Genomic DNA, 23,937 nt, shown 5'->3' with positions numbered 1-23,937 from the left:
TGCGCCTTTCTTATAGTTTACACAATTTCTTCTTTAGTTTGTGCATTTTTTTCTAACATTTGTAAACGCTGTTCCATCGAAGTGACTTCATGCTCTTTTTCAATCTTTTGGCCCAGACGTTCGATGTACTGTTCCATGTCTTCGAAAGTACCGAAATTCTTTTCTTTTTGTTCAGGTTGTAGAATTCGATCCATTTGATGGTGTGCACGAGTTACATTTTCTTTTCCCATCAATTGTAATTGGCGAACTTTCATGTCTTTAATTTTATGTTTCATCTCTTCGTATTTACGTTCTAAACCGAAAAGCTCTTCCGTTGTTTGGTGAATACTGTTCTGCAGTACAATGGCACGTTCTTCGTAAGCTGTTACTTCAGCTAAGGCGAAAGCAGCTAAGTCTTCCTCACCACTTGCAGTTGCTAGATTTACTTGGTTTTTACGTTTTTCAACCATCTGCATCGTTTCCACTAATTCTTTTTCAAGTTCTTGCTTTAAGTTTCCTTGACGCTCTAACCATTTACCAGTTTGTTCTGTTTGTTTCTCTGCTTCCCTAATATATTGGTTAAGCATTGCAATCGGATTTTTTTCTTCTTTTTTGTCAAAAAGCTTGTGTAAGTCTGCTTCTATTGAGTATTTTAGTCTGTTTAATAGTGATGTCATTTTCATTTCCTCCTTATTTTGAAAGCTCGTTCCATTGTTTTTCAAAGTTTACAAATGGGTCATCTGTTTTAACGATTGAAGATGAAAAATTTACCTCTTCGTTGTTCCATTTCTTCACTACATACCAAACCGCTAGAATTGCTAAGATACCGAAGAATCCAGGCACGTTTACAACGGCACTGATTAAACCAAGGATTCCTACGCTTGCCCAAAAGATTTTCAAGAAGGTTGAATCACTCTTTAAGTAAAAATGTACCCCTGCAAAAACGATTGCTGCGGAGACCCCAAGAGCTAAGAGCGAACCTAAGTTAGCTAATGCTACAATCCCTGCAATAATTCCTAGTGTTAATAAACCAAATCTTTTTTTCATATATTTGTTCCTCCTCTCGTTTGTATTACAAGCTTACCAATATTAGAAATGAATCCAAACGGGCTTAGAATTGATTTTCTTATCGGTCTTGAGCCTTAGGGGTACTAAGACATTTTCTGCTATACTTATGAAAAAGTAGTCAGGAATCTACTCGTTATCCGATACTTTGTTAAGTGAAAAATACATACATTGGAGAAATGATACATGAAAAGAATCGCTGGAGCAGCAGTAGTAATCCTCTTATATTCTGCAATCGTATTTTACTTTGGCTGGGGAGTTGCCAAGTGGTTAGATCTTTATCTTCCTATAAATACTTGGTTATTTAGTTTTGTCTGGGGAATACTTGCTTTTGGATTTTTCATTGGGAGAATCAGTCATAAGCTGCGACTCTTTAGTATAATAGGGTCCTACTGGTTTATTGTCATGCAGTATGGGATTATTCTTTTCCCAATTGCGACCATACTTTTGTGGATTTTCCCAACACATCTAAATTTAATAGGATGGTTAGTTTGTGGGATTTTCCTCTTTGTTTTAATATTTGGCACGTATAACGCATACACACCGGTAGTTCGTGAGCTTTCTATCGTAATGCCGAAAAAGGGCTCTAAACCAGATTCTATTAAAGTAGTAGTTGCATCTGATTTCCACCTTGGTTTATTATCCAATAAGGCACATTTAACTCGCTTTGTGAAAAAAGCAAATGCTCAGAAGCCAGATTTAGTGTTGTTAGCAGGAGATTTAGTCGATGATGATCCAATTTGGTTTGTGGAAAAAGGTATGTCCGAAGTTATGAAACAGCTACAATCTACGTATGGTATATACGGGGTGCTTGGAAACCATGAATATTATGGAAAGAAAATTCCTCTATTAATAGAAGAGATGGAAGCATCCAACGTTCACATGTTATTAGATGAAACTATTTTAGTAGCAGATTCGTTCTATTTGACGGGTCGTGAAGACATAACGAACAAAAACAGAAAGCAATTATCTGAGTTAGCTCCGGAAGAAAAGGATTTACCATGGTTTGTAATGGACCATACACCGTCTAATTTATTAATACCTGAGAACGAAAAAGTAGATTTTCATGTGTCCGGTCATACACATCTTGGGCAAATGTGGCCCAATCATTTATTTACAAGAAGGATTTTTGAATTAGATTATGGGTATAGGCAAAAGGGAAGTTTACATGCAATTGTATCTTCTGGATTTGGTTTTTGGGGACCACCTATAAGGTTAGGTAGTCAATCAGAGCTATGGTCAATAAACATTAAGTTAGAGGATGTGGAAGTATAATGGAAGCATGGATTACAGACTGGATGAATCAGTTTGGTTATCTAGGAGTATTTTTATTAATTTTAGCAGAAAATATTTTCCCGCCAATTCCTTCTGAAGTGATTTTAACCTTGGGAGGATATATGACAACGATGACTAGCATGACGAAGCTTGGTATTATTATTGCTTCCACGGCCGGTTCTGTCATTGGTGCGACTATCTTGTATGGTATCGGGTTACTTTTAGATGTGGAGCGGTTGGAGAAAATTGTTGGGAAGTATGGTAAGTTCCTACGATTAACGATTAAGGATATTCATAAAGCCGACGCTTGGTTTGATAAATATGGAGTCTGGGCAGTCTTTTTCGGAAGATTAATACCACTGGTGAGAAGCCTTATTTCAATTCCTGCAGGGATGTCGAATATGAAGTTTGGATTATTTCTTCTATTTACGACACTTGGAACGTTAATATGGAATACAGTATTAGTCTCGGTAGGAGCGGCGGTTGGAGATAACTGGGATGAAATTGTTGGATATATGGATATTTACTCCAATATTGTATATACCATTATAGCTATTTGTGGTATTGCATTTCTGATTTGGTACTTTAAAAAACGAGATTAAGGAGATTTTATGGAAATTTTAGAGTTATTAAAAGCACTTATACTTGGATTTGTAGAAGGAATGACAGAGTTTGCACCGGTATCGTCTACGGGACATATGATTATTGTCGATGATATGTGGTTGAAGACGGAAGATTTTTTAGGGAAATATTCTGCTAATACATTTAAAATTGTTGTTCAATTGGGTTCTATTTTAGCAGTAGTAGTAGTGATGTGGAAGCGATTATTCAGTTTAGTCGGCTTGTATAAAATTGATACAGAAGAATCGAGTAAACAGTTCAACTTGCTTCATGTTATTGTTGGGATTATTCCAGCGGGAGTATTGGGAGTTCTATTAGAAGATTTTATCGATAAGAATTTATTTGGTGTAGAAACCGTAATATTTAGTCTTATAGCAGGTTCTATTTTAATGATTATTGCTGATAAATTTGGACCAAAAAATCCTTCTATCGTAAGTCTAGATCAAATTACATATGCACAAGCTTTCAAAGTAGGTTTAGTACAATGTCTTTCGTTATGGCCGGGGTTCTCACGTTCAGGTGCTACCATTTCTGGTGGTGTATTATTCGGAATGAATCATAAAACAGCAGCAGACTTCACATTCATCATGGCTGTTCCGATTATGGCTGGAGCAAGTTTGATATCTGTTTTGAAAAACTGGGAAGATATTGATATGAACCACTTGAGTTTTTATATAGTAGGATTTATTAGTGCATTTGTTTTTGCACTTATTTCTATTAAGTTCTTCTTGAAATTAATCTCACGCGTTAAATTAATGCCGTTCGCAATTTATCGCATTATTTTAGCAGTGGTTCTTGCAGTTATCGTATTTCTTTAAATAAGTTGGCGAATTTTATTAAGTAGTTCGTGAGTGGGACAAAACAATAGGGAAAAAGCATTGCCTCTGGCAGTGCTTTTTTTGAGTGGATTTGATATGGACTACTTAGTGAAATAAGAAAAGCGCGTCTCTCTTTAAAAGAAAGAATTTGTTAAGGGAAAAGGATCAATATTGGATAATGATTGTCCCTACTACTGGATATTTATGTTGAAATAAAAGATTGTGAACGTGCTCACTTAAATTATATAAAGATTGAAGCTTGTAGGTGTCTAGAAGAACTAAAGAACGGGTAAAGAATACATAGGAAAAGCAATCAGGAGGTAATTTTTAATGAAGAATCATATTGTTGGCGTATACGAAAATGAACAACAAGCGGCTGAAGTTGTGGAAGATTTAAAAGCGAAGGGCTATACAACCGAAGAAATTTCAGTTATTGCTAAAAATATAAATGAAACATCTGAAATCACACAAGAATTAAAACCCTCCACAAAGGATGGAGCAATTGTTGGAGCTGTAACTGGAGGAGCAATTGGAATAGCAGGGGTGATAGCAGGGTTATCCACTATATTAATCCCAGGGTTTGGTGCTGTGTTGGCTGCAGGTCCAATTATTACAACAATTGGCGGAGCAGTAGTAGGAGCCAACTCTGGTTCTGGAGGATTAAAACATGCTCTTATGGAAATTGGAGTTCCAGATAATGAAGCTGAACTCTATTCGAATGAAGCGCAGGATGGTAAAATCCTGGTATTTCTTCACCCTAAAGAGTGAGGGTCGATTGAATGGTCAAATGTAATGTTTGCAAAAATAATATCAAGTGATTTTAGCTAAAAATCACTGAATCACTTGATGTATTAGTTCCCCTAGAGAATTGACAGCTTGAATTAGGAGTTGCTCAGTTAAACACAATATGTTAGATTATATAAATGAACTAAACACAATATATAGTATGTTAACGATGAAAAGGTACCTTTATGGTTTAAAAGGGAATTCGGTAAAATGCCGAAGCTGTCCCCGCAACTGTAAGTGTGGACGACTGTTGAATAGCCACTGCGAGTGATCGTGGGAAGGACAACAGAAGGATGAAACACGAGCCAGTAGACCTGCCTTTTCATCGGTAAGCAACACTTTCTTCGGGGGTTGAGAGGTGGGAGCGAAGGCCTCTATCTCGAATGATTGATATGTCTTGTTGTATCCTACACTTTTAATTTTGAGCGATGTCTCAGCCGAAGATGGCTGTGTCGTCGCTTTTTTGTTTTGTGGTTTGGAGGGGAGTGCCACATAACTATAAACGTTTAAAAAATAGGAGGAATTCAAATGACAATCATCTCAAACACAACGAAACAAGAAGTCCTACATAATCTAACAAAAGAATTTGGGGAGGAAAAAATTGCTCCTCTTATAAAAACCCATGAAAGATGGATGCAAAAACACCCGGAAGGTACAATAGCTGCTTGGTCGAAGTCAATGTCACTAGAAGCATTAAGTTTTCTAGATGAACAAGAAACGTACTGGACCTTTGTAGCAGCAAGAGTTCATTTAGCGCAGGTGTATGAACAAGTAGCTGAGAGAAGAAACACAACTGTGGATGCAGTGTACACAAAGTTTGCTAGTAATGTTCAACTGTTAAGTGATAAAGGTATTTACGATAAACGTCTTAAACAAGCATACTCACTACAAGAACTAGAGCAGCTATCTGAAATCCTCGTACAGGAAAGAGATTATTTATTTACTTATATCGGTCTAAAAACACTATTGGATCGCTATGTAGCGAAGGACTTTGATAAAACAATAGTCGAACTGCCTCAGGAACGTTGGCTTATTATTGCAATGACACTGATGAAGGATGAGCAAGAAAATCGCTTAGAGAAAGTAAAAGAATCCTATTGGGCGATGAGCAACCTATATATGACAGTAGCAACACCAACACTATCTAATGCAGGTAAGCCTCATGGACAGCTCTCTAGCTGCTTTATCGATACGGTAGACGATAGCCTTCAAGGAATCTACGATAGCAATACGGACGTTGCAACCCTATCCAAATTTGGTGGGGGTATAGGTGTGTATATGGGCAAAGTGCGTAGCCGTGGATCTTCTATTAGAGGTTTTGTTGGTGCTTCCAGTGGTGTGCTTCCTTGGATTAAACAACTTAATAATACAGCAGTAAGTGTTGATCAGCTTGGGCAACGCCAGGGGGCAGTAGCTGTGTATTTAGATGTTTGGCATAAAGATATATTTACATTTTTAGATTTACGTTTAAATAACGGTGATGAACGACTACGAGCGCACGATATTTTTACTGGTGTATGTTTGCCCGATTTATTCATGGAGAAAGTCGATGCTAGAGAGGAATGGCATTTATTTGACCCGCATGAAGTCCGTCAGCTTAAAGGCTACTCTTTGGAGGACTTTTATGATGAAAAACGTGGCGATGGATCATTCCGCCAAAAGTACGAGGAATGCGTTAGCGATCATCGCTTGTCTCGTGAAACTGTTCCCGCTATCGACTTGATGAAGCGAATTATGCGTTCTCAGCTAGAGACAGGAGTACCGTTTATGTTTTACCGCGATGAAGTCAATCGCAGCAACCCTAACAAGCATGCAGGGATGATTTATAGTAGTAATCTTTGTACGGAAATTTTCCAAAACCAAAGTGCAACTACATTTGAGTCGATTCAAATTGAAGACGATATCATTGTCACTCGTCGTAAACCAGGGGATTTTGTCGTATGTAATCTGTCGTCTATAAACTTAGGAAATGCAGTTCCGGCAGATGTATTAGAAAAGCTTATAAAAATTCAGGTTCGGATGCTCGACAATGTGATTGATCTTAATATGATTCCAGTTCCTCAGGCGGAACGTACAAATTCTAGGTACAGAGGGATTGGGCTTGGGACATTTGGATGGCATCATTTACTTGCACTAAAGAGTATTCGCTGGGAATCGGATGAAGCGGTTGAGCTTGCGGATTCATTGTATGAAAAAATTGCATACTTAACGATTAAAGCTTCTGCGGAGCTTGCGAAGGAAAAAGGAGCATATCCATTATTTGAAGGGTCAGATTGGCAAACAGGAGTTTATTTTGACAATCGTCAATACGATAGTAAAGAGTGGAATGAATTACGGGATATTGTAGGGGAAAGTGGGATACGGAACGGATATTTAATGGCAGTTGCTCCAAACTCTTCAACATCGATCATAGCTGGAAGTACTGCAAGCATAGATCCTATATTCCAGAAGTCATACTCGGAAGAGAAGAAGGATTATAAAATTCCGGTCACTGTACCAGATTTGAATTCTGAGACTACATGGTATTACAAATCAGCGTATTTCATCGATCAGCATTGGACGCTTAAACAAAACGCTGCACGCGGGCGTCATATCGACCAAGGAGTTTCATTAAACCTATATGTGCAAAACACAATCAAAGCAAGAGAATTATTAGATTTACATCTAGATGCATGGAATAGCGGGTTGAAAACAACTTATTATGTGCGTTCCACTTCAGTTGAATTAGTAGATTGTGACTCTTGTTCAAGCTAATGAAAGTGATCATTTGCTATTTAAGCTATAGCGGTAATACCGAGGAAGTAGCGGATCTATTGAAGAAGCAATTGGAAGCCGGCAACTTTGAAATAGATATGTATAGTATTGGCTATGGAGCAGTACCAAATTTGTTTGAATATAACCTTATTTTTCTTGGAACTTTTACTTGGGATAAAGGAAGCACGCCCGAGGAAATGAAGGACTTTGCAAGAGAAGTTGGTGACAAGCCTAACAATGTCTATATCTTTGGGACTGGGGACACACAGTTTGGTGGAGATGATTTGTTTTGTAATGCTGTAAACAAATTAGCTCGTTTCTATAACAGTGATTATCCGGGTTTGAAAATTGAGCAATCACCGAGAGGCAGCCAGGAGAGGCTGGTAAGTAAATGGTTAGAAGGAGTTTTGGAACATGCAGAAGGCAAAAACATTAGAACCTAGAAATCCAAACAAATCGACTGGGATTTTCAACGGCCAGTCAAGTGGAATATTAAATTGGAATGATATTGCGTACCCACACTGGCATAAGATGTACAAGCGCTTGCTAGGTAATTACTGGCAGGCAGATGAGATCAATATGTCCAATGATATAAAGCAGTTTGCAAGCCTTAGTCAGTCGGAGCAGGATGCCTATTTGAAAATTATTGGCTTGCTTGCGACATTGGATGCACCTCAAACACGTACAGCACTGTTATTATCGCTTTACGCAACCGACCCGTCAGTCCAATCAATCATGGCGGTAATTGCACAGCAAGAAGCGGTGCATAATGAAAGTTATTCGTATGTATTATCTTCTATCGTATCGCTTGATCAGCAAAATAAGGCATTTGAATTTGGGAGAACAGACGAAATTTTACTCAAGCGAAATAAAAACATCGCGAAGTATTATAATGACTTTGTAGAAAACCCGACGACAGAAAATATATTAAAAACGTTAACATACACTACCTTATTAGAAGGACTGTTTTTCTATTCAGGCTTTGCCTATTTCTATAATCTTGCTCGCTATAACAAGATGGTTGGGACTTCTACAATGATTAGCTATATAAACCGAGACGAGCTAGAGCACGGACGATTTATATCGGAACTGTTTAGAGCGACTCTTTCTGAAAACCCTGAACTGAATAACGAAGAGCTAATTGAATGGGTATACGAACAATTTAAAGAATCCGTAGAGTTAGAAATAGAATGGTCGGAGTATGTATTGGCTGATATCGAGGGAATTGAATTAGAAGAAATGCATGGGTATATTAAATACCGTGCTAACAAAATGTTACGTTTAATCGGTTTGGAGGAAATATATCCTGAATATGTAGAAAACCCAATGAAATGGATACGTGCCTATGCAGATAATATTGATGGAACAAAAACAGATTTCTTTGAACAAAAATCCCGTCAATATGTAAAAGTAAATGCTATTGATAATGGATTTGATGATCTTTAATATAATATTGGAAACTATTAATGGATTAAAATAAGGATAACAAAAAATTGCTTTATTGAACTATTACATACGTTCAATAAAGCAATTGCTATTTTTCATGAGATAGACCGTTAACATAGCGGCCTAGAAATTTTAAAGTTTTAAAGTTTCATTTGTACTCTTACCAGGTTCAACAGGCTCTTCTTTGCCTACTACTTTTTTCATGAAATTATATGCAGACTTGATCATTGATCCTGTCTCCCAATATTCGGCTGTTTCAGATTTTACTTTAATCAGTATCAGTCGAGGGTCCGTATAATCCATATCAAACATCACTTCATAGGCTTTATTCCAAAACTCTTTTTTCTTATTAAGGTCATCGACAATTTCAGCTGTTCCACTAATCGACGCATACGATTTTTCCGAAATGATAACGTTGACGTCATCATTTGTTTTGATTTCTTCATATTTATCGGTATCCGTACGTGTTAAAAACCATAAATCACCGTCAAATTCTACCTCTTGTAATTGCATCGGACGTGCTACTAAGCGGTTTTCCGGACTGTGTGTTACAAGCATCGCGACCTTGGCACTTTTGATAATTGATTTTAGTGCATCTAAAGTTTCTGGTGTATTTGTCATGAGAAATTCCTCCTTAATAATATATAGATAAAATCCCCTTATTTCGCAACAATAAACTTATTCTGAGCTTTTTTATAAAGATGTTTATTTGACTTTATAAATGAATTACAAATAGCCCATATTTCATTAAGAAATATGGGCTATTATTATATTAAATCAGGAAATCCACTCTAATATTTCGATGCGATTGCCAAATGGATCGTGTATATATATCCGATTGGCTCCGGGTAAGTCGACATCGACTATAAAATTCACATCACATTCAGCTAAATGTCCCTTTAAAGCATCTAAATTTTCTACTTGAAAAGCAGGGTGAGCTTTTTTAGCTGGTGCAAATGGCTCTTCAATACCGATATGGATTTGATAAGAGCCGAAACCAAACCAAACGCCACCTCGTTTTTTTAGAAGTGCTGGTTTTTCTACTTCCGTAAAACCTAAAATTTCCCCGTAAAATTTTCTTGCGATAGATTCAGAACCCTTTGGAGCTGCTAATTGAACGTGATCGATTGATTGAAATACAAATGACATCGTTAATCCCTCCTTATACTATCATTGTATGGGAAAGATGGTTATAAGAATAATTTATAAAATTCATCATTATACATAAAGAATACTTATGACATTTTTGCAATTATTTTGTTAACCGTATTTTTATTGCGAGCTGTGGAGGGAATCCCGAGTTTACGCTCAAAATAAGCATTCGTAAACTTTGTTTGATGATAGGTTTTAGAAAGACTAATAATCACGTTTCGGTTTTTCCAAACAACAAATTCATCATCTATTAAACCTACAAGCATTTCTTGTTGCTCCTTACAAATTTCCTGTGTTAAAAACATTACATACACTTGGTCTTTGTAAAAGATAGGATGCTGCTGAATCTCTTCCAACTCTTCTTTTGAACGGATTGTTACAGGTATTTCAAATCCATAAGCTTCTAGAAGAGCAACCTCTAAAGAGGGGCCATCAATAACAGACTGTTCCACTATTACGTTTCCAGTCTGAATATAGGTTTGTACATTTTCATAACTCATCTCTTCAAAAAGAGATTTTAAGGATTTCATATCTACCTTATTTTTAGCACCGAGATTGATCCCTCGTAGCAATATTACTGATGGCATCCAACAACACTCCCAACTGTTTTAAGATATTCTACTTCTATTTTAACCAAGCCAGAAGGAGTTCGTACAGCTTAAAACTAATACAAATAAAAATAGTACTCCTAAAAAAGCATCTACTTTATCAACTAAGATCTCATGAAAGAAACCACCTCTCCGTTCTCCTGTAAAACCCCTTGCTTCCATGGCAAATGCTGATCGCTCGGCTTTACGGACAGCACCCGCAAGTAAGGGGATAAGGACTAGGCGAGTATCCAACAAACGCTGTAAGGTATTTTTTTTCTGAACAATTCCTCTCAACCGTTGTGCCTGCTGAATTTGTATAAATTCGTCTTTTATAACAGGTAAAAACTGAAAGCCTACTAAAATGCCATAAGCTATTTTAGGGGATAGTTTTAATTGTTGCATTAAACTTAATATGAACGTAACGGGATTAGTTGTTAAAGCAAACAATAGAGACAAACTCGAAAAAGCTAAAACACGGAAGCTCAAAGAAAGTGCATGGTGTAGCTGGAGTTCTGTCACATGAACAGACCTGATTGACCAAATGATAGGACCGACCGTTTCCTTAGCAAATACAAGTGTCGTCCAAAAATAACCAAAAGCCATTATAAAAAATGGAATCATAAAGAATAGCCACTTCTTCCAATCAGTTTGACTGAACAATATTTGCATTAAAAGTACACCAGCCCAAAATAGAAGGGGGGTCACTGGATCAAAGAAAAAAGCCATCGTGAACATGCACACAGTGATTAAAACAAACTTCACAGAAGGATTCATTCTATGCAAAAGACTTCTCACATTGCATCAGTCCTTTCGGTGGGAGTAAATGATGCTCCAGTAATAACTTTTCGTTCTCCCAAACGGCTAACGCAGGAAACTTCCCAGTTAAACTACCATCCTCCATCAATATAATAGAATCTGCTAGACAATAGGCGAACTCCATATCGTGCGTAACGATTAAAAATGTAGTGCCATCATGAGCACGCTCATCTATTAGTTGGTATAACTCTGACAATGCGGCAGCATCCTGACCTGAGGTAGGTTCATCCATTAAAATTACTTCTCTCCCATCACAAAGCATTGCGGCAATGGCTACCCTTCGTTTTTGACCATGACTAATAGAAAAAGGATGTGAAGCAGCAATGTCCATTAGTTTTAATCGCTGCAACATGTTATCCACACCATATCCACCGCCATATGCCACTTCATCTTGAACAGTCTTAGTAAGAAATAAAAACTCAGGTGATTGCGGAACATAGCCTAAAAACGTCGGTTCTATTAATCCATTTCTAGGAATCAAATGACATAAGGCCTTTAATAAAGTTGATTTACCACTACCGTTAGGTCCAGCAAGAATGGTAATTTCTCCGCGCTGTAAAGAAAATGAGGCGGGCTTCAAAAAAGTTTTTGTCTCTATTTTTGTTGCTTGAATGGAAATCTCCGGTTTTATAGAAGTCATTCTTTTAGGAAGTATGGATGGTTCATCGCTTTCGCTCAAAGGAATGATCCTGTCAAAAAAATCTCCCCATAAGTCCAAGCGGTGTTCAATTGCAACAATTGTCATTTGCCGATTTTGCTGTAGCTGATCCAACCATTCTATATATCGTTTAGCGGTATAAGGGTCCAAATGAGCGATTGGTTCGTCTAACAACAAAATCTCTGGCTCCATAATAAGTGCACACGCAGTAGCGATTTGTTGCTTCTGCCCACCTGAAAGCTGTTGAATAATAGAATATCGAAAGTCAGTTAAATTTGTGAGAGCAAGTACCTCTTTTATTCGATTCTCCATCTCTTCACGTTTCACCTGCAAATTTTCTAGCGTAAAAGCAAGCTCCTCTTCCACTGTTTGCATACAAAATTGCGCATCTGGATCCTGAAAAACGGTAGCAATTCGATGATTTATTTCCCCGGCAATGAATGTCCGACTATCCTTCCCAAATAGCTCAATATTGCCCGTTAAAATACCATCGCAATTATCGGGATATAATCGATTGCACAAGTAAAGTAGTGTCGTTTTTCCACAGCCGCTAGGACCAGTTACCACAACCCTGGAACCTTTTTGTACTGCAAATGAAAAGTCATTCAAAGTCCAATTTTCCTCATCTGGATATCGAAAGCTGACCTTCTCAAACGAAATGACGTCATGCACGAGCATCACCTTTTTTCGGTCGTGAAATAGCGTATCCTCGAAGAGAGCCTGTTGCTAGTAAGCCATCGGCAACCGCTTTACCTCCAACACCAGCAAGGAGAGCTCCACTCAATATGCGAATGCCAAGCATCAGTGCAACATAACCAGTACTGAATACCGTAAAGCCACCTAACAAATACCCGTAGGCAAAACTAAATACCGAAGATCCCACACCCGCTAGGATTAGAATCCAAATATCAAAGCGTTTGTATCTAGTTGCAGCAAATACTGCTTCTGCCCCTAAGCCCTGAATAACACCTGATAGAATTAGTCGGGGTCCAACGGCATTTCCTAACAACACCTCAATGGCAGCGGCGATTGTTTCTGAAATAACTGCAGCACCTGGCTTTCGAATAATATACATACTAATAATAGACACGATAAACCAAATCCCAAAAATCCATTCATATGCAATCGGACCTATAAATCCAGCCCAAATATTACCGACATGCAAGAACAATAAATACACAATGCCAAATACAACGGCAAGTAAAGACATTAACACGATTTCTTTTAGCTTCCATGATTTCAGCATGTTAACGACCTCCATGAGAGGGGCTGTTAATACTCATAGAAACGGTCATAACCAAATGCTTATGCTCATCTGAGCGGGCATTCGTGAATGCTTCTTCATAAAACGCAAACACCTCATGAATATCTCCATGAATACCACTCGCATAATGCATGGAATCATTAAACACACCTTGTGCTTTAGCACGATCCACTTCACGATAAATAATGTTCATATAACTCGGGTTATTCATCGGGTATAGAGCAAATTGAGAAGATACATATTGTTTTGTTATATCTGTGTTGGCAATTATATCGCCTTTGTCTAGATAGACATCTCCTGCAGAATCACCGGGGCAACCAGCGGAAAAAGTACCGGACAGTGCAATATGTTCTCCTGTCTTAGCAGCATGCAATGTAATTGCTTTTGCCACATTAAATACATGTACTTGTTTGCCACGAATAACCGTCGACACATCATCTGTGTGCATCCACACATTCGTCGTATCCGTCTCCTTCAAAGCACCTTTAATCACTTTGATAAAATCATTTGTCATCGGATGTAACGAAAAACGAAATCCGATAATTGGGCTCAATCCACATTCCATTTAAAAAACCTCCCTGTATTTTTTTCATAAAAAAAGACCACATCCGTGAAGATGCAGCCACTTATCCAATACAAAAATATTAGGGAAGTCACCGCACTTCCTCACGCAGGTATTATCCTGATCGAGTTTTAAGGGATCGGAGCAAAATGCTCGCATCTCAGCCAAAGTGGGCACCCCTAGTGCGCAAAACGGTATGTAGTTTTTTAATATGCCCAAAGTATAACGTAGCTATTTGAAGTTGTAAATATGTTTGCAAAATTTCGTACTTTCGTCCATGCTTTATCTAACCCGATTGTTTGTGGGCTGGGTGAATCATAATGGATATTTGGAGAAACACCGGAATGGTGAGAATAATCACCCGAATGTAAAAGAGAATCACCGCAATAGAACAAAGAGTCACCCGAAAGCACCAGAGAAACACAAGAATACATAACTCGAGGGAGGATAAAGTTTTGAAGAAAATATACATAACTCGTAAACTACCCGAAGAAATCATTGAGCCTTTAAGAAAAAAGTTTGATGTACAAATGTGGCATAGCGAAACTATTGGAATGACAAATGAAGAAATAATAACAAATGCTAAAGACGCGTACGCTCTATGGACGATGTTATCCGATAATATCGATCGTACACTAATTGAAGGCCTTCCAAATTTAAAAGTAATTAGTAATTTTGCAGTTGGCTATAACAATATAGACATAGAGGCGGCAAAAGACCGTAGTATTGTCGTAACAAATACTCCGGGAGTATTAACAGAGACAACGGCAGACTTAGCATTTGCTTTACTATTAGCAACTGCTCGAAGAATAACAGAAGTAGAACAAGAAATTCGTTCGGGTAACTGGGATTCCTGGTCACCAATGCAATATACAGGAATGGACATTTTCGGTGCAACGCTCGGTATTGTAGGAATGGGACGTATAGGGGAAGCGGTTGCTAGACGTGCGAAAGGCTTTGATATGAATGTGTTATATCATAATCGCTCTAGAAAACTAGATGCAGAAGAAACGTACGGCTTTACTTACGCGGAATTAGACGAATTACTTAAGCAATCTGATTTTGTCATTCTATTAACTCCACTTACACCTGAAACAAAGGGACTTATAGGGGAACGTGAACTTAATATGATGAAAGAAACTGCAGCAATTATTAATGTCGCACGAGGTGGCATAGTAGATGAACAAGCTCTTTATGAAGCACTGGCGTCGAAAAAGATATGGGCTGCAGGACTAGATGTATTTGAGCAAGAGCCTGTACCGGTGGATCATCCTCTACTAACTTTACCTAATGTAACGGTGTCTCCCCATATCGGTAGTGCCAGTATCCGCACTCGCCAAGCGATGATGCAAATGAATGCAAAAGATATAGAAGCAGTTTTAGAAAATAGAGAACCTCAAAATAGAATTCTCTAATACTTAAGTAGTGGTCCTCATATGCAGGGCCACTCTTTTTGTTTACTTGAAATGATGATCGACATCAGTAAGTGCAAATGATAAACTATAATGAAAACGATTATCATTATCAGTAGTGATATTCATATAAAAGGGAGTCAGTTGCATGCTAGATAAAATGCAAATGTTTATCGTTCTAGCTGAATGTCGTTCATTTACAGAGACGGCTCGTAGAATGTTTTGTTCTCAACCGACAATTAGTCATCAAATTCAACAGCTAGAAGAAAAATATAAGACCATATTAATTCAACGTAAAAATAGACAAATTGAATTAACAGAGCAAGGGGAAGTTTTTTTACAATATGCTAGGAAAATATTATTACTAGATAAGCAAATGGAACAAGAATTGCACCAAGTAAATTCTCCACTGTCCGTACACATAAGTCATTACATAGCTGAAAAATATTTTGCGACTATTTTACCTCTCCATATAGATGAATTTGAACAGCAATCATTCTCCATTAAAAGCAATTGTTATGAAAGCCTTAAGGAAAAGTTACTTCTTGAGAAAACAAATTTTGCAATTATGCCAATCTATGAGAATGACTCAGAATTTCAACAAGCATATAAAGTGGACTTATTATTTGAAGAGGAATTATTTTTAATAATGCATTGCAGTCATCCGCTGGCAGGAAGAAAAGTGATTTACACACGAGATTTAAAAAACCAAACTCTCTTACTACCAGAAAACTTGTATTTGCAACAACTAATCAAAGATAAAATCGATCAAAAGAATGCACAAGTCCAATATATGCAGATGACGAATTTTGAAATTATAAAACAAGCTGTCTTGTCTGGTATGGGTATTTCTTTTTTGCCCTTAAAAATAATAGAGCCTCTTTTAGGTCAGAACAAGATTATGGCGAAGTCGATTCATGGACTTTGTATTAAACGTCAAAATGCAATTGTATCTAATCCACAAAAAATGCTAACCCAAAGAGAGTTAAATTTCTGCAAATACGTCAAAAATCAATTTATTCACTATGGAAAGCCTTTGTTAAATGCCAATAGAATGAACTAACCCAAGCTTCTTATAGCTTGGGTTTTTCTATATTTTGAAATCTAGTTTGCAACTATTAATAAAATGAATACTAGTATTTATTTATTTTATTGATAGCGCTTACTTCCATGGAGCTAGGTGAAAAGTCGATTTGTGAATTATAAATGATATTGAGAATCATTATCGTTGGTGTTAAAGTACGAAGGCAGGAATAAAAAATCAATTATTTAATAAAAAGGAGAAAGCATAGTGTATAAAGGGATTAAAAAATTATGGGGCTTACCGCTTATACTATTAGTGTTTTTAGTAGCAGGTTGTTCATCAAATGAAGCTAAAGGACAAGCTGATGAAACAAATTTAGAAGGTGAAGGAGCAGTAACGGAACAAGTAGCAGAGTTAAAAGTGGGGATTCCATCAGATGTTGGTCCATTAAATATATATACCGGAAACGTCGACTGGTTAACTGATTTAGTATATGACAAATTATTTTCACCATCGCCATATGTAGATGAACCGATTCCATGGTTAGCAGAGTCTGCAGAGCAACTTGATGATACAACTTGGATTGTAAAAGTACGTGATGGTATAAAGTGGCATGACGGGGAAGACTTTACGGCAGAAGATGTCAAATTTACATATGAATACTTCCGCGATGGTTCAGCCAACCGCCATACACATCATGTTAGCGAAGTACCGAAAATTGATGAAATTGAAGTTGAAGAGGATGGGAAAACGGTTCGTTTTGAGTGCGCCTATGCTTGTCCATCACTAGCGAGTATTACCTTTGCCGATTTGCCGATTTTACCAGAGCACATTTGGAAAGATGTTGAAAATCCACGTCAATATAATAAGTTAGCTGTAGGAACAGGTCCTTTTGTTTTAAAAGAATATGAAGCAGACCAGTATTACAAATTTAAAGCGAATAATGAATACTTCATGGGTGAACCAACAGTTGCTTCCATAAATATGCCGATTATAAAGGATGCAACAGCTATGTTTAACGCATTACGAGCAGGTGAGATTGATGCATCTACGCGTACAGTACCAGCTGAATTACAAGATTCATTTAAAAATACCGATGCGATGAAGTTAGCAAAAGTATCTCCACTATCTATTGTCCAATTCGGCTTAAATTATGAACGAAAGCCATTTAATACAGAAGAGGTACGCCGAGCGGTATCTCTAGCGATAGATCGTCAAAGCATTGTTGATACTGTGTTATTAGGTCAAGGACGTGCTGGTTTAACTGGATATCCTCACCCGGATTCTCCTTGGACAAATCCAGATTTATCGACACCATATGATACAGCGAAAGCAACAGAAATTCTAGACTCACTTGGCTACAAAGATACGAATAATGATGGTTTTCGTGAAACACCAGAAGGTGAAACGTTACGGATGAATACAATTGTTTCTGCAAGTGAACCTGTTTATGTGCGTGTAGCAGAAATGCTGAAGGAGCAATTAAAAGATATAGGGTTACAGTTTGAAGTAGAAGCAATGGATGCTACGACTTATGCAGCTGCCAATTCAGAGGATAATTTTGATACGTATGTTAGTTTAATAGGTCCGCATGGTGTAGCAGATCCAGATCAATTCATTATGTCTCATCGTGCATCATATCTATGGACGAAAGATATAGCCTATCCTGCTATGGATACATTGATTGAAGATTGGATGGCGGCATCCACAATTGAAGATCGTAAAGCAATTTCATTTGATATGCAGGAGTTATACAATAACCAACCTACTGCAATTGCCCTTTATTATCCGGAGGAAGTTTTCGCTTATAACGCTACGGTGTATGACCAATATGTAGAGTCTTTAGGTTACGGGATTGTGCACAAATATTCATTCTTACCAGAAGAAACGCGTCAAGCTGTTTCGGCAACAGCTCCAAAATTTGTGGAATAAGGAGAGTTGTAAGAAATGAATAGGACTCTATCGTCAATTGGAAAAAAGCTAATTCAATATGGACTGGTGTTCCTCGTAGCATTGACGATTAATTTCGCTTTGCCCCGATTAGCCCCAGGTGATCCGCTGTTATATTTTTTCGGAGATACGATAAATGAACTAACAGAAGTACAAAAGCAGCAGGCTCTTGAATCGATAGGTCTCGATGGGTCTTTATGGGAACAGTATATTGTATATTTACAAGGGATTGTGACATTTGATTTTGGGGTGTCAATTAAATATGCAGAGCCTGTGATGACAATAATAGGCGATAGATTGCCATGGACATTGTTATTAGTGGGGCCAGCTATGTTATTAAGTGCTGTAATTGGCGTTATATTGGGTGCTTATTCTGCTTGGAATCGTGGGAAAGGTCGTGATGTCTCACTATTAATAGGAATGCTGACCTTACAAGCTGTTCCAGGTTTTTGGGTAGGACTATTATTTTTAGCTGTTTTAGCGGTTCAATTAGGTTGGTTTCCTACATATGGGGCTTTTTCAATGATGCAAGATGGAACAACTTGGGGGTATATAAAGGACGTTGCAGTGCATGCGATCCTGCCGCTTGCTACGATCACATTAGCAACAGTAGGATCGAACTATTTGCTAACACGTTCTTCAATGCTTGAATCTCTTGGGCAAGATTATATAACAATGGCAGAGGCAAAAGGTGTACATAAAAAAGAATTGATTTTTAATCATGCCTTACGCAATGCTTTGCTACCCATTTTTACGCATTTTACGATGACATTAGGCACTTTAGTGGGTGGAGCAGTGGTAGTGGAATCTGTCTTTTCTTATCCAGGAATTGGTCGATTGTTATATGAAAGTGTTATTGCAAGAGACTTTCCAATGATGCAAGGCATATTTTTAATTATTACACTTGGTGTGATTGGAGCAAACTTATTTGCTGATTTAACGTATCCACTTATTGATCCTCGTGCACGTACGCTTAAAAAGACAAAGGGAGCGGATATGAATCATGCGTAAATCAACAAAAGTCATCGGTACTGTAGGATTCATTTTATTTATTGCTGTTGTACTCTTTGCTGTACTTGGACCTTTTATCATCCCATATGACGCATATAAGCAATCTGGCCCTTCCTTTCTGGCTCCTAATAGTGACCACTTTCTTGGAACGAATGATATGGGACAGGATATTTTAGCGGAGCTTGCGGAGGGGGCACGAACTTCATTAACGATTGGAATTTTGACAGCTCTATTTGCCACACTCATTGGAGGTAGTGTTGGTATTCTAGCGGGTTATATCGGAGGTTGGTTTGAGGTAATTGTGATGCGTGTTATTGATGTCGTATTAACACTGCCATTTCTACCTCTGATGATTGTTATTGCCGTATATATGGGACCAGGAATATTTACACAAGTATTTGTTATTACTTTAGTTATGTGGGCTGGAAAGGCAAGGCAAATTCGCGCACAAACTTTATTCATTAAAACAACAGGACCAGTGCTAGCAGCTAGGACGATGGGAGCAAACCATTGGTATATTTTCAATAAACATATTTTTCCGAGCGTTTTTCCCCTATTCATCCCACAATTTGTTGGCGCTGTAAATACAGCCATCTTATTGGAATCTTCTCTTAGTTTTTTAGGGATGGGAAATCCATTAGTTAAGAGCTGGGGAAGTATATTATATTACGCCAATAGTCGAAGTGCATTTTTAACAGAAGCATGGGTTTGGTGGATTATTCCTCCTGGTATTTGTATTGTCCTAGTGGTCTTAGCCTTTTCTTTAATGGGCTATTTTTTAGAAGAAAAAGTGAATCCAAGACTAAGTTCATACGCGGTCACACCGAAACGTCAAAAACAGGAGATAGTAGAGGATTTAACGCTAGTTGAGCGAGATATTATGCTGTCTGTTCAAAATTTGACTGTGGAATACCCTAAAAAGGGCAGTTATCAAGAAGTAGTATCTAATGTTTCTTTCGAAATACAACGAGGGGATGTGCTAGGAATTGTGGGAGAGTCAGGAAGCGGTAAATCAACAGTAGCTGCGAGTATTATCCAACAGCTGAAGTTACCGGGAAGAAGCAAAGGCTCAATTTATTTTGAAGGACAAGCACTAGAAACATTGGATGATGAGCAAATACGTCAACTTCGCGGGCGGGACATTGGATATATTGCACAAGCTGCGATGAATGCGCTTAATCCTGTTATTACTATTGAAAAACAGTTAAAAGAAGCAATCAAAGTACATAAAAAATTAGACGAATCTAGTATGGACCAACGTGTAATAGAAGTAATGACACAAGTCGGACTCGATACTAAATGGAGATTTTCTTTCTCTCATGAATTATCTGGTGGTATGCGTCAGCGCGTAATTATTGCGATGGCCTTAATAAATCGACCGAAACTTATTATAGCTGATGAGCCGACAACCGGACTTGATGTAATTGTTCAAGTTGAAATTGTTCAGTTACTACGAAAATTGCAACGTGAGTTAAATATTTCAATGATTTTTATATCGCATGATTTACCAGCTGTACTATCGGTTACGGATCAGATAATTATTATGAAATATGGTCATATCGTAGATAGAGGTGAGTCGATTGAAGTCGCTGAAAACTCAAGTCATCCATATACGAGACGTTTAGTCGATTCAATCCCGTTATTGAAACCGAAAAAAGAGAGAGAGACGGTGCTGATTTCATGACATCTTTAGTGGAGGTAAAGGAATTACAAAAAACATTTGGTCGCACAAAAGAGGTACAAGTAAATGTGCTGAAATCTGTTTCATTTTCATTAAAACACGGTGAAATTATTGGGCTAATCGGGGCCAGTGGCGCAGGGAAGAGTACGATTGGTCGTATAATTGCTGGTCTCGAGACGTCGAACGGAGGAGAGGTTTTTTTCGAAGGCCAAGAAGTTTTATCTCTTACTGGAAAAAAACGTCGTTCCCTTGCTAAGTATATTCAAATGGTGTTTCAAGATCCATACGAAGCCCTCTCATCACGTATGAAAATTGGTCAGCTTGTAGTAGAGCCACTTGTGATTCAGGGAATTGATAAAGGAAACAAAGAAAAACGTTTAGAAAAGGTACGATATGCGTTAAATAGTGTGTCATTAGATCCTGATAAATATATAAATCGTTATCCACATGAATTATCTGGAGGAGAGCGACAACGGGTTGGTCTTGCGCGTGCTTTCGTATGTGAACCGAAGCTTATTATTGCAGATGAACCAACGTCCATGTTAGATACTTCACTACGTTTAGAACTACTGGAATTAATGAAAAAAATGAATGAATACAATCAAGTCTCTTACTTATTTGTTACACATGATATTGCTTTGACAAAAGGGTTTTGCGATCGATTAATCGTGTTACAACAAGGTGAAATTGTAGAGGAAGGTAAAACAAATGATATTATTCAAAATCCGCAACATCCTTATACAAAATCACTCATCGAGGCATTGCTCGTATTAGAAAATCATAAAGGAGATCAATAATGAAAGCTAACTTTATAGAACTAAATCCAGGAGCAATTTTTGCACAACGTGGTAAAAATAAAACAAGAGAAAATTTTACGAATGTCGATATTTATAACCTATCCAACATCGATTTAACAGCTTATAACTGTTTAGTTATAAGTGGATTTGCCGATCAAGACTTTTTATATGAACACCGTCAAATCATTCTAGATTTTGTGAATGCGAGAAAAATACTCATATTTTCAGGTAACTTAGTAACAGATTGGTTGCCTGGTGGTCAGTTATTTGTGCCAAAAGAGATTAATAGTTATAAAGACTATGAGGTGTCGATTCATAAACAGCATCCAATATTTGAAGGTGTATTGGAGGACGATATGACCTATAACAAAGGGGTTTCTGGATTTTTTGCGCGAGGGCATCATCCTACTCCAGAGGGCGCCGAAGTTCTCTTAACTTTACCAGGGGATACTCCAATAACGTATATTGACCGTGTGAGCACAAAAGGAACCATTTTAGTCCATGCGGGTTCGGACTTGTTTGGTTATATGAAACCTGAGATCAACAAAACAACCGACCGAATTGGTCCACAGTTAGTAAAATGGGTACATGAAGAGATTGCGATGCTACAAGAAGAGGTGACTAGATGATGAAAAAAATAGCAGTTGTTTATGGTGGTAGCTCACACCATCATCGTACATATAAAACATCTGAGTTTGCCAAGTACATTAATCGACTTATTCCCATACGCGAATTAGAAACTGCTTCTTTGGAAGGGGTCGATGTATTACTTGTTCCTTCTCAAACACATTTGGGATTACTTAAGAAAAATGTAGAGAAGATTTATGCGTTTGCAAATGGTGGGGGAACAGTCGTTACGTTAGGTCCACAGGGATTTGATTGGTTACCTAGTCACAAATGGGAATTCCGTCCTACGAACTTTTGGTGGTGGCTAGATAAAGATCCGAAAAGTGGTCTAGTATTATCTGCTCCTGAGCATGATTTATTTAAAAATTACTTAACTCTTTCTGATGCAACATGGCACCAACACGGCGTATATTGGCCGCCAGATAACTGTGAAGTGCTCGTTTCAACAGATGACGGTGGGGCAGTTCTTTATATAGATAAAGTAAGCACAAAGGGTACTTGGTTAAATACAACACTGGATCCGGATTTCCACTACGGTTCCTATTTCATGCCTGCAACGGAACGATTTTTAAGAGGCTTTTTACCGTGGCTGGTGGAAGGAAAGCTATAGATATTGCCTCGATATAGTTTCTGGAGAATTTGTTTTTCTCATAAGACGCGCAGGCTCAGAAAAAGGGTAAAGCTCAAAAAAAAATTAGGGGATAAAACGCATGCAAACAATCAAGATCTATGATCGTAATGATTTAATAGAAATTAGCTTTGAGGACATTTACAAATATCATGGGACACTTGCTTATATGGCGATAGGTGTAGGCTTCCGAGTTATTCAAGCCGCTTTTGAAGCTTTATATGGTGAGGACGTTCCAAATCGTAAAGATATTTCCATCCTATCTGGTCATGGAGGTCCTGGTTTTCGCGATGTTTTCGAATTTGTTACCCGTGCTCAATCAAGAGACACATATATAGTCGATACAACTTATCCAAAAGCTCAATACGATCCATATCGTCCAACATCCTATGCGTATATTTTTACACGTGAAACCGGAGAAGCAGTAGAGGTGGTATTAAAGGAGAACTTCTTACCTCCTATTTTTTATGAACTTTTGAAAAAAGGCCGTGAAGACTCATTTACACCTGAAGAATACTTATACAATGAACAATTAAAACAGAATCTTGGTAACCGAGCGTTACAATTACCGATTAACGAGTTAGTAGAAGTAACAAAACTGAAATAAGTTTAGTTCAAGTTACTAATGAAGTCGCTTGTAGACCGGTGTCAAATGCTTCCCTGGAGATCTGAGAACTAAACTAGGGAAGCTATTCGACATCGCAATGAAAATCAAGGAAACAATGATCGTAGGCATGCCCTTCAAAGAGGTAACTCTTAGATTATAGTAATCCGCCAAAAATTCCTCCTTAAATTTTGTATTTAATCGAATAAGTCAAACTAGCTATCTTCTGCTAAAATACCTTTGTTTACCTCCATCTATTTCCCTCTCGCTTTAAACTCTACTAACATGAAAACTCTTAGAAAAGCGCATCAAATTTTTGATAATTGTGGGTACATAAAAAATAACATGATTAAACTTTAGGAAATAGGGTATGTAATAGGGGGTTAGGGCTATATGTCTAATTTAATAAATAGAGAA

Annotated in this window: 25 protein-coding genes and 2 riboswitches; of the genes, 16 read left to right on the top strand and 9 right to left on the bottom strand. The window is 37.7% G+C overall.

Annotation, left to right across the window (positions count from 1 at the left end):
- Positions 1-17 precede the first annotated feature (17 nt).
- The gene (locus BM260_RS07170) at positions 18-656 is read right to left on the bottom strand and encodes a PspA/IM30 family protein (RefSeq protein WP_093536513.1); all 639 of its coding nucleotides are present in this window, start codon (positions 654-656) and stop codon (positions 18-20) included.
- Between the two features lie 13 nt (positions 657-669).
- A complete protein-coding gene (locus tag BM260_RS07165; RefSeq protein WP_093536511.1) occupies positions 670-1,026 on the bottom strand; it encodes a lmo0954 family membrane protein in 357 nt (118 codons plus the stop codon).
- A 204-nt stretch (positions 1,027-1,230) separates the two neighbouring features.
- On the opposite strand from BM260_RS07165, the gene BM260_RS07160 reads away from it, so the two are divergent.
- The 7 genes from BM260_RS07160 to BM260_RS07130 all read left to right on the top strand — a co-directional run bounded on the left by BM260_RS07160 (position 1,231) and on the right by BM260_RS07130 (position 8,744).
- Positions 1,231-2,319, top strand: a complete 1,089-nt coding sequence (locus BM260_RS07160) for a metallophosphoesterase (protein ID WP_093536509.1) — start codon at positions 1,231-1,233, stop codon at positions 2,317-2,319.
- Positions 2,319-2,921: a DedA family protein gene (locus BM260_RS07155; RefSeq protein ID WP_093536507.1), complete on the top strand. Its 603-nt coding sequence runs from the start codon at positions 2,319-2,321 to the stop codon at positions 2,919-2,921. Before BM260_RS07160 ends, BM260_RS07155 begins: the two co-directional genes overlap by 1 nt.
- Positions 2,922-2,930: 9 nt before the next feature.
- Positions 2,931-3,758, top strand: a complete 828-nt coding sequence (locus BM260_RS07150) for an undecaprenyl-diphosphate phosphatase (protein ID WP_093536505.1) — start codon at positions 2,931-2,933, stop codon at positions 3,756-3,758.
- A 330-nt stretch (positions 3,759-4,088) separates the two neighbouring features.
- Positions 4,089-4,526, top strand: coding sequence for a general stress protein (locus BM260_RS07145; protein ID WP_093536503.1), 438 nt, complete (start codon positions 4,089-4,091; stop codon positions 4,524-4,526).
- A 176-nt stretch (positions 4,527-4,702) separates the two neighbouring features.
- Positions 4,703-4,880: riboswitch (cobalamin riboswitch) on the top strand.
- Between the two features lie 192 nt (positions 4,881-5,072).
- Positions 5,073-7,298, top strand: a complete 2,226-nt coding sequence (locus BM260_RS07140) for a ribonucleoside-diphosphate reductase subunit alpha (RefSeq protein WP_093536500.1) — start codon at positions 5,073-5,075, stop codon at positions 7,296-7,298.
- Positions 7,298-7,741, top strand: a complete 444-nt coding sequence (locus tag BM260_RS07135) for a flavodoxin (protein WP_175496227.1) — start codon at positions 7,298-7,300, stop codon at positions 7,739-7,741. The genes BM260_RS07140 and BM260_RS07135 overlap by 1 nt, the downstream gene beginning before the upstream one ends.
- Positions 7,713-8,744 (top strand): ribonucleotide-diphosphate reductase subunit beta, encoded by a 1,032-nt coding sequence (locus tag BM260_RS07130; protein ID WP_093536496.1) that lies wholly within the window; start codon positions 7,713-7,715, stop codon positions 8,742-8,744. Before BM260_RS07135 ends, BM260_RS07130 begins: the two co-directional genes overlap by 29 nt.
- Positions 8,745-8,876: 132 nt before the next feature.
- On the opposite strand, the gene BM260_RS07125 is transcribed toward BM260_RS07130, so the two are convergent.
- The 7 genes from BM260_RS07125 to BM260_RS07095 all read right to left on the bottom strand — a co-directional run bounded on the left by BM260_RS07125 (position 8,877) and on the right by BM260_RS07095 (position 13,789).
- Positions 8,877-9,365: a pyridoxamine 5'-phosphate oxidase family protein gene (locus tag BM260_RS07125; RefSeq protein WP_093536494.1), complete on the bottom strand. Its 489-nt coding sequence runs from the start codon at positions 9,363-9,365 to the stop codon at positions 8,877-8,879.
- Positions 9,366-9,521: 156 nt separating this feature from the next.
- Entirely contained in the window at positions 9,522-9,893 is a 372-nt protein-coding gene (locus BM260_RS07120; protein WP_093536492.1) for a VOC family protein, read from the bottom strand.
- Positions 9,894-9,979: 86 nt separating this feature from the next.
- Positions 9,980-10,483 (bottom strand): DUF1697 domain-containing protein, encoded by a 504-nt coding sequence (locus tag BM260_RS07115; RefSeq protein ID WP_093536490.1) that lies wholly within the window; start codon positions 10,481-10,483, stop codon positions 9,980-9,982.
- Positions 10,484-10,525: 42 nt separating this feature from the next.
- Entirely contained in the window at positions 10,526-11,260 is a 735-nt protein-coding gene (locus tag BM260_RS07110; RefSeq protein ID WP_093536488.1) for an energy-coupling factor transporter transmembrane component T family protein, read from the bottom strand.
- A 1-nt stretch (position 11,261) separates the two neighbouring features.
- The gene (locus BM260_RS07105; RefSeq protein WP_093536486.1) at positions 11,262-12,638 is read right to left on the bottom strand and encodes an ABC transporter ATP-binding protein; all 1,377 of its coding nucleotides are present in this window, start codon (positions 12,636-12,638) and stop codon (positions 11,262-11,264) included.
- Positions 12,625-13,206: an ECF transporter S component gene (locus BM260_RS07100; protein ID WP_093536484.1), complete on the bottom strand. Its 582-nt coding sequence runs from the start codon at positions 13,204-13,206 to the stop codon at positions 12,625-12,627. Before BM260_RS07100 ends, BM260_RS07105 begins: the two co-directional genes overlap by 14 nt.
- A gap of 1 nt (position 13,207) precedes the next feature.
- Complete coding sequence (locus BM260_RS07095; protein ID WP_093536482.1) at positions 13,208-13,789, bottom strand: YkoF family thiamine/hydroxymethylpyrimidine-binding protein; 582 nt, start codon at positions 13,787-13,789, stop codon at positions 13,208-13,210.
- A gap of 81 nt (positions 13,790-13,870) precedes the next feature.
- Positions 13,871-13,977, bottom strand: a riboswitch (TPP riboswitch).
- Between the two features lie 264 nt (positions 13,978-14,241).
- Between BM260_RS07095 and BM260_RS07090 the strand changes: the two genes are divergently transcribed.
- From BM260_RS07090 to BM260_RS07050, 9 genes are all read left to right on the top strand, one after another.
- Positions 14,242-15,201, top strand: a complete 960-nt coding sequence (locus tag BM260_RS07090; RefSeq protein ID WP_093536480.1) for a 2-hydroxyacid dehydrogenase — start codon at positions 14,242-14,244, stop codon at positions 15,199-15,201.
- A gap of 145 nt (positions 15,202-15,346) precedes the next feature.
- Positions 15,347-16,261, top strand: coding sequence for a LysR family transcriptional regulator (locus BM260_RS07085; protein WP_093536478.1), 915 nt, complete (start codon positions 15,347-15,349; stop codon positions 16,259-16,261).
- 228 nt (positions 16,262-16,489) lie between these two features.
- Positions 16,490-18,154, top strand: coding sequence for an ABC transporter substrate-binding protein (locus BM260_RS07080; RefSeq protein WP_245762659.1), 1,665 nt, complete (start codon positions 16,490-16,492; stop codon positions 18,152-18,154).
- Positions 18,155-18,169: 15 nt separating this feature from the next.
- A complete protein-coding gene (locus BM260_RS07075; RefSeq protein ID WP_093536476.1) occupies positions 18,170-19,183 on the top strand; it encodes an ABC transporter permease in 1,014 nt (337 codons plus the stop codon).
- The gene (locus tag BM260_RS07070) at positions 19,176-20,867 is read left to right on the top strand and encodes a dipeptide/oligopeptide/nickel ABC transporter permease/ATP-binding protein (protein ID WP_217646097.1); all 1,692 of its coding nucleotides are present in this window, start codon (positions 19,176-19,178) and stop codon (positions 20,865-20,867) included. The genes BM260_RS07075 and BM260_RS07070 overlap by 8 nt, the downstream gene beginning before the upstream one ends.
- Positions 20,864-21,661: an ABC transporter ATP-binding protein gene (locus tag BM260_RS07065; RefSeq protein WP_245762658.1), complete on the top strand. Its 798-nt coding sequence runs from the start codon at positions 20,864-20,866 to the stop codon at positions 21,659-21,661. The genes BM260_RS07070 and BM260_RS07065 overlap by 4 nt, the downstream gene beginning before the upstream one ends.
- Positions 21,661-22,290 carry a phosphate starvation-inducible protein PhoH gene (locus BM260_RS07060; RefSeq protein ID WP_093536472.1) on the top strand — a complete coding sequence of 210 codons (630 nt, stop codon included), beginning with the start codon at positions 21,661-21,663 and terminating at the stop codon, positions 22,288-22,290. The genes BM260_RS07065 and BM260_RS07060 overlap by 1 nt, the downstream gene beginning before the upstream one ends.
- The gene (locus BM260_RS07055) at positions 22,290-22,898 is read left to right on the top strand and encodes a hypothetical protein (protein WP_093536750.1); all 609 of its coding nucleotides are present in this window, start codon (positions 22,290-22,292) and stop codon (positions 22,896-22,898) included. Before BM260_RS07060 ends, BM260_RS07055 begins: the two co-directional genes overlap by 1 nt.
- A gap of 100 nt (positions 22,899-22,998) precedes the next feature.
- Positions 22,999-23,523, top strand: coding sequence for a hypothetical protein (locus BM260_RS07050; RefSeq protein ID WP_093536470.1), 525 nt, complete (start codon positions 22,999-23,001; stop codon positions 23,521-23,523).
- The last annotated feature ends 414 nt before the right edge of the window (positions 23,524-23,937 follow it).

Source organism: Psychrobacillus psychrotolerans, from assembly GCF_900115805.1.
GTDB classification, from domain to species: domain Bacteria; phylum Bacillota; class Bacilli; order Bacillales_A; family Planococcaceae; genus Psychrobacillus; species Psychrobacillus psychrotolerans.
The sequence above is the reverse complement of the archived record's forward strand: the minus strand, read 5'-3'. Positions and strand labels throughout refer to the sequence as shown.

What these genes read in the sequence shown, in the direction of transcription:
- BM260_RS07130 (WP_093536496.1), top strand. Translation starts at nt 7,713, where the DNA reads ATGCAGAAGGCAAAAACATTAGAACCTAGAAATCCAAACAAATCGACT.
- BM260_RS07055 (WP_093536750.1), top strand. Translation starts at nt 22,290, where the DNA reads ATGAAAAAAATAGCAGTTGTTTATGGTGGTAGCTCACACCATCATCGT.
- BM260_RS07145 (WP_093536503.1), top strand. Translation starts at nt 4,089, where the DNA reads ATGAAGAATCATATTGTTGGCGTATACGAAAATGAACAACAAGCGGCT.
- BM260_RS07120 (WP_093536492.1), bottom strand. Translation starts at nt 9,893, where the DNA reads ATGTCATTTGTATTTCAATCAATCGATCACGTTCAATTAGCAGCTCCA.
- BM260_RS07165 (WP_093536511.1), bottom strand. Translation starts at nt 1,026, where the DNA reads ATGAAAAAAAGATTTGGTTTATTAACACTAGGAATTATTGCAGGGATT.
- BM260_RS07160 (WP_093536509.1), top strand. Translation starts at nt 1,231, where the DNA reads ATGAAAAGAATCGCTGGAGCAGCAGTAGTAATCCTCTTATATTCTGCA.
- BM260_RS07095 (WP_093536482.1), bottom strand. Translation starts at nt 13,789, where the DNA reads ATGGAATGTGGATTGAGCCCAATTATCGGATTTCGTTTTTCGTTACAT.
- BM260_RS07050 (WP_093536470.1), top strand. Translation starts at nt 22,999, where the DNA reads ATGCAAACAATCAAGATCTATGATCGTAATGATTTAATAGAAATTAGC.
- BM260_RS07140 (WP_093536500.1), top strand. Translation starts at nt 5,073, where the DNA reads ATGACAATCATCTCAAACACAACGAAACAAGAAGTCCTACATAATCTA.
- BM260_RS07070 (WP_217646097.1), top strand. Translation starts at nt 19,176, where the DNA reads ATGCGTAAATCAACAAAAGTCATCGGTACTGTAGGATTCATTTTATTT.
- BM260_RS07075 (WP_093536476.1), top strand. Translation starts at nt 18,170, where the DNA reads ATGAATAGGACTCTATCGTCAATTGGAAAAAAGCTAATTCAATATGGA.
- BM260_RS07115 (WP_093536490.1), bottom strand. Translation starts at nt 10,483, where the DNA reads ATGCCATCAGTAATATTGCTACGAGGGATCAATCTCGGTGCTAAAAAT.
- BM260_RS07110 (WP_093536488.1), bottom strand. Translation starts at nt 11,260, where the DNA reads ATGAATCCTTCTGTGAAGTTTGTTTTAATCACTGTGTGCATGTTCACG.
- BM260_RS07065 (WP_245762658.1), top strand. Translation starts at nt 20,864, where the DNA reads ATGACATCTTTAGTGGAGGTAAAGGAATTACAAAAAACATTTGGTCGC.
- BM260_RS07150 (WP_093536505.1), top strand. Translation starts at nt 2,931, where the DNA reads ATGGAAATTTTAGAGTTATTAAAAGCACTTATACTTGGATTTGTAGAA.
- BM260_RS07100 (WP_093536484.1), bottom strand. Translation starts at nt 13,206, where the DNA reads ATGCTGAAATCATGGAAGCTAAAAGAAATCGTGTTAATGTCTTTACTT.
- BM260_RS07135 (WP_175496227.1), top strand. Translation starts at nt 7,298, where the DNA reads ATGAAAGTGATCATTTGCTATTTAAGCTATAGCGGTAATACCGAGGAA.
- BM260_RS07060 (WP_093536472.1), top strand. Translation starts at nt 21,661, where the DNA reads ATGAAAGCTAACTTTATAGAACTAAATCCAGGAGCAATTTTTGCACAA.
- BM260_RS07155 (WP_093536507.1), top strand. Translation starts at nt 2,319, where the DNA reads ATGGAAGCATGGATTACAGACTGGATGAATCAGTTTGGTTATCTAGGA.
- BM260_RS07170 (WP_093536513.1), bottom strand. Translation starts at nt 656, where the DNA reads ATGACATCACTATTAAACAGACTAAAATACTCAATAGAAGCAGACTTA.
- BM260_RS07085 (WP_093536478.1), top strand. Translation starts at nt 15,347, where the DNA reads ATGCTAGATAAAATGCAAATGTTTATCGTTCTAGCTGAATGTCGTTCA.
- BM260_RS07105 (WP_093536486.1), bottom strand. Translation starts at nt 12,638, where the DNA reads ATGCTCGTGCATGACGTCATTTCGTTTGAGAAGGTCAGCTTTCGATAT.
- BM260_RS07125 (WP_093536494.1), bottom strand. Translation starts at nt 9,365, where the DNA reads ATGACAAATACACCAGAAACTTTAGATGCACTAAAATCAATTATCAAA.